The organism is Bacillus sp. NMCN1, assembly GCF_002998085.1.
Lineage (GTDB): Bacteria > Bacillota > Bacilli > Bacillales > Bacillaceae > Bacillus.
The window spans coordinates 379,911-389,170 of record NZ_PVQL01000003.1 but is presented as its reverse complement, the minus strand read 5'-3'; the positions used below and the strand labels follow the sequence as shown (position 1 = coordinate 389,170).

Annotated in this window: 10 protein-coding genes and 2 tRNA genes; 5 read left to right on the top strand and 7 right to left on the bottom strand. The window is 40.8% G+C overall.

The window, feature by feature from the left end:
* Positions 1 to 140 precede the first annotated feature (140 nt).
* A tRNA-Gly gene (locus C6W21_RS16545) sits at positions 141 to 214 on the bottom strand.
* Between the two features lie 11 nt (positions 215 to 225).
* A tRNA-Arg gene (locus tag C6W21_RS16540) sits at positions 226 to 302 on the bottom strand.
* Between the two features lie 369 nt (positions 303 to 671).
* Here C6W21_RS16540 and gltP point away from each other — a divergent pair.
* The gene (gene gltP, locus C6W21_RS16535; protein WP_034666069.1) at positions 672 to 1,922 is read left to right on the top strand and encodes a glutamate-aspartate/proton symporter GltP; all 1,251 of its coding nucleotides are present in this window, start codon (positions 672 to 674) and stop codon (positions 1,920 to 1,922) included.
* Between the two features lie 36 nt (positions 1,923 to 1,958).
* Here the strand turns inward: gltP and C6W21_RS16530 are convergent, their stop codons facing one another.
* Together C6W21_RS16530 and C6W21_RS16525 are read right to left on the bottom strand one after the other, a co-directional pair.
* The gene (locus tag C6W21_RS16530) at positions 1,959 to 2,978 is read right to left on the bottom strand and encodes a S66 family peptidase (protein ID WP_106051478.1); all 1,020 of its coding nucleotides are present in this window, start codon (positions 2,976 to 2,978) and stop codon (positions 1,959 to 1,961) included.
* An 81-nt stretch (positions 2,979 to 3,059) separates the two neighbouring features.
* The gene (locus tag C6W21_RS16525; RefSeq protein ID WP_106051476.1) at positions 3,060 to 3,935 is read right to left on the bottom strand and encodes a DMT family transporter; all 876 of its coding nucleotides are present in this window, start codon (positions 3,933 to 3,935) and stop codon (positions 3,060 to 3,062) included.
* Between the two features lie 296 nt (positions 3,936 to 4,231).
* Here C6W21_RS16525 and C6W21_RS16520 point away from each other — a divergent pair, with 296 nt between their 5' ends.
* Positions 4,232 to 4,957 carry an AzlC family ABC transporter permease gene (locus C6W21_RS16520; RefSeq protein WP_106051474.1) on the top strand — a complete coding sequence of 242 codons (726 nt, stop codon included), beginning with the start codon at positions 4,232 to 4,234 and terminating at the stop codon, positions 4,955 to 4,957.
* Positions 4,954 to 5,274 (top strand): AzlD domain-containing protein, encoded by a 321-nt coding sequence (locus tag C6W21_RS16515; protein ID WP_106051472.1) that lies wholly within the window; start codon positions 4,954 to 4,956, stop codon positions 5,272 to 5,274. The genes C6W21_RS16520 and C6W21_RS16515 overlap by 4 nt, the downstream gene beginning before the upstream one ends.
* Before the next feature lie 94 nt (positions 5,275 to 5,368).
* Here C6W21_RS16515 and C6W21_RS16510 read toward each other — a convergent pair whose 3' ends face one another.
* The gene (locus C6W21_RS16510) at positions 5,369 to 5,554 is read right to left on the bottom strand and encodes a CsbD family protein (RefSeq protein WP_034665964.1); all 186 of its coding nucleotides are present in this window, start codon (positions 5,552 to 5,554) and stop codon (positions 5,369 to 5,371) included.
* A 153-nt stretch (positions 5,555 to 5,707) separates the two neighbouring features.
* Positions 5,708 to 6,697, bottom strand: a complete 990-nt coding sequence (locus C6W21_RS16505) for an aldo/keto reductase family protein (protein WP_106056755.1) — start codon at positions 6,695 to 6,697, stop codon at positions 5,708 to 5,710.
* A gap of 369 nt (positions 6,698 to 7,066) precedes the next feature.
* Here C6W21_RS16505 and C6W21_RS16500 point away from each other — a divergent pair, with 369 nt between their 5' ends.
* Together C6W21_RS16500 and C6W21_RS16495 are read left to right on the top strand one after the other, a co-directional pair.
* Entirely contained in the window at positions 7,067 to 7,960 is an 894-nt protein-coding gene (locus C6W21_RS16500) for a LysR substrate-binding domain-containing protein (RefSeq protein WP_106051467.1), read from the top strand.
* 127 nt (positions 7,961 to 8,087) lie between these two features.
* Entirely contained in the window at positions 8,088 to 8,639 is a 552-nt protein-coding gene (locus C6W21_RS16495) for a GNAT family N-acetyltransferase (RefSeq protein ID WP_106051464.1), read from the top strand.
* A 4-nt stretch (positions 8,640 to 8,643) separates the two neighbouring features.
* Here the strand turns inward: C6W21_RS16495 and C6W21_RS16490 are convergent, their stop codons facing one another.
* Entirely contained in the window at positions 8,644 to 9,231 is a 588-nt protein-coding gene (locus C6W21_RS16490; protein WP_106051461.1) for a LysE family transporter, read from the bottom strand.
* Positions 9,232 to 9,260: the final 29 nt, after the last annotated feature.

Sequence of the window (9,260 nt, the reverse complement as noted above, 5' to 3'; positions counted from 1 at the left end):
CGAAAAAGTACAAAACCGAAGTTTTGTTTTTCGTCAGCGTTTGACTGACTACCTATGATATATCATAGGATTTTTTTATAAAAACTCGAATTAACAGGTACGTTTTGTCTTGTTTAGTTTTCAAAGATCATATTTCAAAATGGAGCGGGTGATGAGAATCGAACTCACGACATCAGCTTGGAAGGCTGAGGTTTTACCACTAAACTACACCCGCGTGGTTTGTATTGGCGCGCCCGAGAGGAGTCGAACCCCTAACCTTTTGATCCGTAGTCAAACGCTCTATCCAATTGAGCTACGGGCGCTTAATCAGGCGACTTAATTATCTTAACATATCGTTTTTATCAAGTCAACATCTTTTTAAAATTTGTTTGCCGCATGTGTTTGAATGTCGTTGTTTCAAATACGTCATCAGCGACGAATAAAAATATACCATGGATCACATAAATGGGTCAATACATTTTTCTAAAAAAGTTTCATATTTTTTAAGAAGTGTTTTTTTCTTAGATAAATAGAGATGCAATAGCCCTATTTTCTTCTCTTTCTTCATAATTCCAATGATTCTTAAATAAAATCTTTCTAAATCCAAAGGAGGACAAAACATGGTCACATAGAATTTTTATTTATTGGAAAATTCTTAAAATTTTCCAAGCATTTAAAGGAGGTAGGAGATGATGAAAAAGTTCGTCGCTTTTCAAATCATGATCGCTTTGGTGATAGGAGCTCTTATCGGCCATTTCTTTCCTGACTTCGGGATGGCACTGCGGCCAATTGGAGATGGATTCATCAGATTGATTAAAATGATCGTTGTTCCTATCGTTTTCTCTACCATTGTTATTGGTGCAGCTGGCAGTGGCGGTATGAAAAAAATGGGCAGCCTAGGATTAAAGACGATCATTTGGTTTGAGGTCATCACAACCATCGTTCTAGGAATTGGTCTATTGCTGGCTAATGTTCTAAAGCCTGGCGTTGGCCTTGATTTCTCTAAATTAGCTAAGAAAGATATTGGTGAATTAGATGGCTATACGCAGAAAGTCGTCGACTTTAAACAAATGGTACTCGATATCATTCCAACGAATATCGTCGATGTCATGGCTCAGAATGATTTACTTGCTGTCATTTTCTTCGCCATATTATTTGGTGTAGCCGCAAGCGGCATCGGTAAAGCATCCGCTCCTGTTCTCACCTTCTTTGAATCAGTTGCACAAATTATGTTTAAGCTGACGCAGATGGTCATGGTGACAGCACCTATTGGAGTTCTTGCATTAATGGCTGCTTCCGTTGGCCAATATGGCATTGTATTATTAATCCCAATGATGAAGCTTGTCGGGACTGTATTTTTAGGATTATTCATTATTCTCTTTGCTTTGTTCCCTCTGGTCGCACTGATCTTCCGTTTTAACTACTTCGAAGTTTTAAAAATGATTTGGGATTTGTTCTTGGTTGCCTTCTCTACTACAAGTACAGAAACTGTCCTTCCTCAGCTTATGTCACGAATGGAGAAATACGGGTGTCCAAAAAGAATCGTCTCCTTTGTCATTCCATCTGGTCTTTCTCTCAATTGTGATGGGTCCAGTTTATATTTATCGGTTTCCTGTGTGTTTCTTGCACAAGCGTTTGGTGTCGACATGAGTCTGTCTCAGCAGCTTTTGATGATGCTTGTTCTTGTGTTAACAAGTAAAGGGATTGCAGCAGTGCCATCCGGTTCACTCGTCGTTCTTTTGGCAACCGCCCATGCAGTAGGTCTTCCAGCAGAAGGCGTCGCTATTATCGCCGGTGTTGACCGAATTATGGATATGGCACGAACAGGTGTGAATGTTCCAGGGCATGCCGTTGCATGTATTGTCGTATCGAAATGGGAAAAAGTATTCCGTGAGTCCGCATGGGAAGTTCCAAAAGCAGGTGAGGAAACAAAGGGGATGTAATGTTATATGAAGGAAAGAGCTTCCCCTTTCCTTTTCTTATGATAAAAATGCTTGCTTTAGGACCGCTTTACCTTGAGGTTGCAGCTGCACTTCTGCATATGCGCCATTAATCAGCGTCATTTGTGGCGGGACATGCCCACAATCTATATCGTAGAAAATGGGGATTTGTAATTCCTTTTGTAATTCTTCATATACGTCCCGATAATGATACCCTTCTACAGGCACATCCACTGCACTTCGCCCGAACATGATACCTGAACAGTGGTCAAACCACCCGGCTAGTTTTAATTGAACAAGCGATCTCTTCATGCTTGCAGCATTTAATGCGCAGTTTTCGAAGTACCAGAGAATCGGTTCACCTTTTATGAATGTTTCCTGAAAAGCTTTGACGTCTCCAAAAGGAGTCCCCGCTAAATGGCGTATGATATCAATGCAGCCCCCCATCAGTCTCCCCTTCATCTCCATCTCCTGTGGATGAACCGTGCGCCATCTTGTAGGCTCTGTTAAATAAAAGACATGTTGACTCGGGGTGTCATGCTGCCATTCCTTTTGATACTTATATGAAGAAAACTGAGCAATGTCCATCTCCTCTTCTGTGGAAAGCACTTTTTCCCACATAGCAGTCGTTTGATCAGACTCTTCCCCTCGTAAATCTACTAAGTTTGGCCCATGCGCTGTGGCAATGCCTGTTTTTAATGTAAATGCCAGCAGAAGTGCACTCGTATCTGAGTAACCAAGAATCCACTTTTTTTGCATCGTTGAGAAATCAAGGTGCTCTAACACCTCCATAAGAAGCTGTCCTCCCCATGGCGGGATGATGTGGTCAATCTCATCGCACGTCATCATATACTGAAGCTCGTTTGCTCGTTCTATGGCAGGCGCTGATTTTGCCTTTTCCTGGTGCCATACCGTCTCTCCACATATGACATCATAGCCTCTTTTTTTCATTCGTTCGCATGAGAGCTGAAACATGTCATGCAAAGATGGCTGTACACCTGAGGACGGTGCTGTGACACCAATCGTTTGTCCTTTTTGTAATTGCGGAAATTGTATCATCCTGTTTCCCCCATCCTCTCTCAATTTCTCAAGGCCTACCCATTTTAAAGAAGATGCCCCTTTTACAAGGGACACCTCCTCTTATTCCTTTTGACGAAGCACAGTATAGACACCTGCAAAGATACATAGAATTCCAATGAATGAGCGTATCCCCATCTCTTCCCCTAATAGCAGCCAGCCAAGAGCTGCCCCTACGATCGGTTGAAAGAAAAAGAACAGACCGCCGCTTGAGGCATCCATCAATTGAAGCCCTCTATTCCACAAAAAGAATGCTAGAGCTGTTGAGATGATGCCTAGATAAAGAATACCGCCCCAAATCTCTGGCCTTGCCATCTGCTCCACATCTAGGTGAGGTAAACGAAATAATACTGGCGGTGTTAAAACAATGAATGCAATGATGATCGCATATGTGGTTGTCACCACCTGAGGGTACTTTCCTGGAACACGTTTAAGCAAAACAGACATAAGCGCCCATGTTAAAGCAGCGATGACCAATGAAAGACCGCCAACAAATTCATCTGTTTGCACTGCCACTGGTCCAATCATGAGCCATACACCTGCTGTAGCAAGCAGGATGGATGCGCACTTTCGAACAGTCATGTCTTCTTTTAATAGAAAGAACGCAAACAGCACCATAAACGCAGGTGTTGCAGATGTGATAACGGCCCCCATTTGTGCAGACGTATACATCGTCCCGATTTCTTGGGTCACGATTGAAAGGAAATTTCCAATCAGGCCAATCACCACCATAAGCGGGATATCTTTTTTATCTAATCGAAAGGAATAGCCCAAGCGCCAAACGGTGAACACCAACACGACTCCTGCTACAGCATATCTCATCCAAACGAGCTCAAGAGGCGGAACAACCGCTACTGTTACTTTGACAACAACGTACATGCCACCCCAAATACTTGCAGCGATTGCTAGGTAAAGCGCGCCTATATATTTTTCGTTCATCTTTTTCCCTCCGTAACTGGATATTTTGATGACCATATCCACAAACGGAGATCACTCTCCGTTATGGACGGAGGGCATTTGGAACATCATGTTCAAACAAAGGTTTCCATAGCATTGTCGTCACTCCAATTATTTTTATTTTCTGATACTTTATAACAAATTCTGGTTGACTTCAATCCTTTTTTGTCACCCTTTTTCCTCATATAATAGAAGATAAGCGGCTATTGACATGCTGAATTCGTTTTCATATAGTAAGTAAAACGATAGGTGGTCAAGCAGAAAAGGAGTAGAGGTCGTTGGATATTGAAGCTAGAAAACACATTCCCAGCACGGAACACGAACCGTTTTTCGAGGGAATAAAAGATTGTGTGCCAACCCTGCTTGGTTATATGAGTATTGGGTTTGCCTTCGGAATTGTTGGAATTAGCGCACAGTTGAGCTTATGGGACATTGCGCTTCTATCAATCTTTATTTATGCAGGTGCTTCACAGTTTATTATCTGTGCACTGCTTGTCACTGGAAGTCCCCTTTCCGCTATTATTCTCACTACATTTATTGTGAATCTGCGTCATTTATTGCTCAGCCTGACGCTGGCTCCTCATTTTACACGCTACTCTATGAAACAAAACATTGGATTCGGTCTATTGCTGACTGATGAATCCTTTGGTGTAGCCATGAATAAATTAGCTCAGCATGGAAAGCTGAATAACCGGTGGATGCACGGGCTGAACATAACGGCTTATTTGTGCTGGATTGCTGCCTGTATACTTGGCGGCATTTTTGGACACTGGATTTCAAATCCTGAAGCACTTGGTCTTGATTTTGCCCTTTCCGCTATGTTTGCTGCGCTTCTGGTTCTTTCTTTGCAAACTGTGCCTAAAAGTAAGTTAACCCATCGACTGTCACTTGTTTTGTATATGGTCGTTGCAATGTTTGTTCTGCTTCATTTTGTTCCCTCACACGTGGCTGTTCTGTTAGCCACCATGATTGTCGCAACCATTGGGGTGGTGACAGATAAATGATCAGCAGTTTTATGATATGGCTGATTCTCGGCTGTATGATTGTAACCGTCATTCCAAGGGTCGTTCCCTTTTTATTTGTACGGAGTATCGAGCTGCCTGAAGTGGTGCTTAAGTGGTTATCGTTTATTCCCATTTGTATCTTTACGGCTTTGATTGCAGAGCATCTCTTCATACATACTACAGCAGGCGTCACCGTTCACTGGATGTACCTTGCTGTCTTGGTTCCGACCGTAGTGATCGCTGTTTGGACAAAAAGCTTGTCACTTACTGTTCTTGTAGGCGTCATACTGATGGGAACTGCTAGATGGTTTTTCTAAAAGAAAAAGCTTAACCGCATGTGGTTAAGCTTTTTTCTTATCAAGAATTCATCATCAGGAAATGCCTTAGATGATTTATATAGCTTTCTGAAAGCTACTCGTTTAGTTTATTCTTCACATCTCCTTTTTTATCTTGAAGCTTCCCTTTTGCCTGATCCTTTTTCCCTTCTGCTTTCAAATTTTGATGATCTGTTGCTTCGCCAAGCTTTTCTTTTACTTGACCTTTGACTTGATTAGTTTTCCCTTTCGCTTTATCCATATGTCCTTTTTCTTCACTCATTTGTTCCACCTCCACGTTTGATACTATTCATTTAGCCTTTTTCACAGATACAAAACATCTGAGTGTGCGATCCAAGAAACTACAGCAACATGAAAATCCAGCCAGGGTCGGCTGGATTATAAAATAATGATCTATAAGACAGACTTAAAAGCTTTAACCTGTTTTACTCTGATCGTACTCAACCAGATCACCTAGAATTTCGTCAATCTGATTCATCATCTCAGTTTCAATTTTCACCTCAGATGCTAAAGCATTCTCCCTCACCTGTTCTGGACTAGAAGCACCGATAATTGCTGCAGAAACGTTCTGGTTTTGCAGCACCCATGCTATCGCAAGCTGAGCGAGAGTAAGATCAACCTCTTGTGCGACGGGCTTAAGCTTTTGGATCGCCTCTAAGATATTATTATTCATCCAGCGTTGAGCAAGGTTTTTAAAAAAAGGTTTTCCAGCAGGTGAGTTAGCACGCGAATTAGTCGGAAGTGATTTTCCTGGAAGATACTTTCCGGTAAGGATCCCCTGGGCCAAAGGCGACCATACTACCTGGCCAAGTCCTTCACGCTGGCAGGTCGGTATTACATCACTTTCAATTATTCTCCATAACATGGAGTATTGAGATTGGCTGGCGATAAGGGGGACATTTAGCTCTCGTGCAAGCGCTGCCCCTCGAGTAATTTGTTCTGCTGTCCACTCACTTACACCAATATAATTCACTTTACCCTGTCTTACTAGATCTGCGAAAGCTAACATCGTTTCTTCCAGAGGTGTAGTTGGATCAAACCTGTGCGCATAGTAAATATCAATATAATCCGTTTGTAAACGTCGCAAGGAGGCATGACAGTTTTCCAAAATATGCTTGCGTGATAATCCTCTATCGTTTTTCCCAGTACCGGTCGGATGACATACTTTTGTACATAGTTCAATGCTCTCCCGCCGGATCCCTTTTAAAGACCTGCCTAGTATCTCTTCAGCCTTGGTGTCTGAATAAACATCAGCAGTATCAAACGTCGTAATACCAACATCAAGAGCAGCTTTCACACAATCGTGGGCAGTTTCTTCATTTATCTTACCACCATGATTAATCCAGTTTCCGTATGCAAGTTTACTAATTGTTAATCCACTATAGCCAAGTTTACTATATTCCATAATAATGCCCTCCTTTTGAAATGATACTTTCATTATAAAAAGAGGTCATCAATATGTATAATATATATATATAGATGAATATATATATATTTTATATAACTGAAATATTTCCATTAATAAAGCCTCTTATCTTTTGGGTTGGAGGAAATTGTGTAAAAGTATACCAGGACGAACCAAACTATCCAATTCGTTTCGTACGCTCCCTGTTCTATTTTGCTTTTTGAAGAGGGACAGAAAATAAAGCATGCTTGAGTAAATAAAGAAAAGATACATGCGAGGAAATAAAAAAGCGCAAAACTGTTTAATAACAACCATTTGAAATCATTTTACACTATGAGTAAGGATGAAATTTATAGGGGGACAGAAAAAATGGATCTGAGACAAATACGTTATTTTATCATGGTTGCTGAAGAACTAAGTTTTAGCCGGGCAGCTGAACGTCTTAAAATGGCACAGCCTCCATTAAGTCAAGAAATTCGTAAATTAGAAGAAGAGTTAGGTGTTATGCTTTTTCACAGAACTAGAAGACAGGTTAAACTTTCAGATTCGGGGAGAGTATTTTTAGAAGAAGCCCGCCGTACGCTTCTTCAAGTAGATAGAACGATTAAAGCTACACAACTTGCAGATGACGGAAGAATAGGTCATTTAACGATCGGTTTCGTTGATTCTACTGATATTGTTATTGATATTATTAAAAAGTTCCGAGAAAGTTTCCCTAAAATCCATCTTGTCTTATGTGAAATGACAACAGAACAGCAGTTAGAAGCACTATATAAGAAAGAAATTCAAATAGGATTTATTCGTTCTAACCAAAATAATGAGATACTTACCTCAGAAATTTGTTGTGAGGAATCATTAAGTTTGGTTTTGCCAGAAAATCATCCTTTAGCTTCATTTCCCAAAGTTCCAATTCATTTATTAGCCAATGAACCATTTATCATGTTTCCACGTCATCTAGGTGCAACATTTTATGATTTAATTATCAGCTACTTTTGGGAGCATAGCATAAGTTTAAACGTAGTTCAGGAAGCTATTCAAATGCATACGATTGTTAATTTAGTTGCGACAGGAATGGGAATCTCTGTGGTTCCATCCTCAGTAGAAAGCGTAAAACGCTCAGGGGTTGTTTATAGAAAAATCCAAGAAACTACACCAAAAGTAAATTTATATGTTTCATGGAGACAAGATGAAAAATCAACCGTCGCTGATCACTTTTTAACAGTTGCGAGAGAAGCTTATTTAAGTTCTCTGTCTAAATCATGAAAATCCAGCCAGGGTCGGCTGGATTAAAAAATAATGATCTATAAGACAGACTTAAAGGTTTTAACCTGCTATGTACACGTTTCAGGTATGATAGACATAATGAAAAGAAGGGTTGGTGTTCTGTTTAATGATCATCTCTGAAAACATATTCACAGTTCGTGGTTTGACCTATCGTATTCGGTCTGCTGCAATTGGCGATGCCAAACAATTATCAGCTCTCAGACTGAAAATTGATGGTGAAACAGAATATTTAGACCGTGAACCAGGCGAAGCCTTTCTTCATGAAAAAGATTTTGAGGTTTTGATTCAAGAGGATGCCAAGCAAAGCAGGCATTTATTTTTGGTCGCTGATATTGAAGGAGAGATTGTTGGTTTCTCTAGATGTGAGGGACATTCACTCAAGCGCTCTGCTCACAAAGTGACATTTGGCATCGCCATACAAAAGAATGCTTGGGGCTATCACATTGGCAAAGAGCTTTTAGCCGCTTCTATTGACTGGGCTGATCAGCAAGGCATCCAGAAGATGTCACTTCACGTGATGGAAACCAACCAAAAAGCCATTCGGTTATATGAGCGGCATGGCTTTCTGATTGAAGGGGTATTAAAAAATGATAAACAGCTGACAGATGGACTTTATTACAATACTGTTGTGATGGGCAGGCAGAGGCCAAGCTTCTGACTACTTACATTACATAGCCCCATACCATTGAAATCGCACTGTATATCAGAAGCAGCCCCATGACATACTGGAACGGTCTTTCGTAAGCAGTCAAAAAGCGCTTATACAAAGAGCCAAATAGGCTCCAACTGAATGTACCGAGAAAGCCAATAAGTGCGAGAATCAGCGTCCATATCACATACTGCATATTCGATTGTCCATATGGCAAAACAAACGTGGAAATCACAGTCAACCCATATAAGATTGCTTTTGGGTTGATAAATTGCAGCATCATACCAGGGACAAAATGATTGTAGCGGTCCAGTGTTTCGTCATCCCCGCCTTTACTTTTCATGATTTTGACAGCTAAATAAATCATGTATGCGGCTCCGATGAACGCCATGACCCAGCCTATTTTCGGCATCACTTGATAAAGAATGATATTAAAGAAGCAACTCAAACACAAAATGACAAGAAATCCGATACCTACACCTAAACAAAATCGAAATGTTTGCTTGATCCCATATTTATTCGTAAAGACCATGGCCATGATGTTGTTTGGCCCAGGGGTAAAGCTGCTCACAAAAGCATAGATCAACATAGAAAGAATCAAGTTGCCGCCTCCCTCGTGCGTTATTAAGA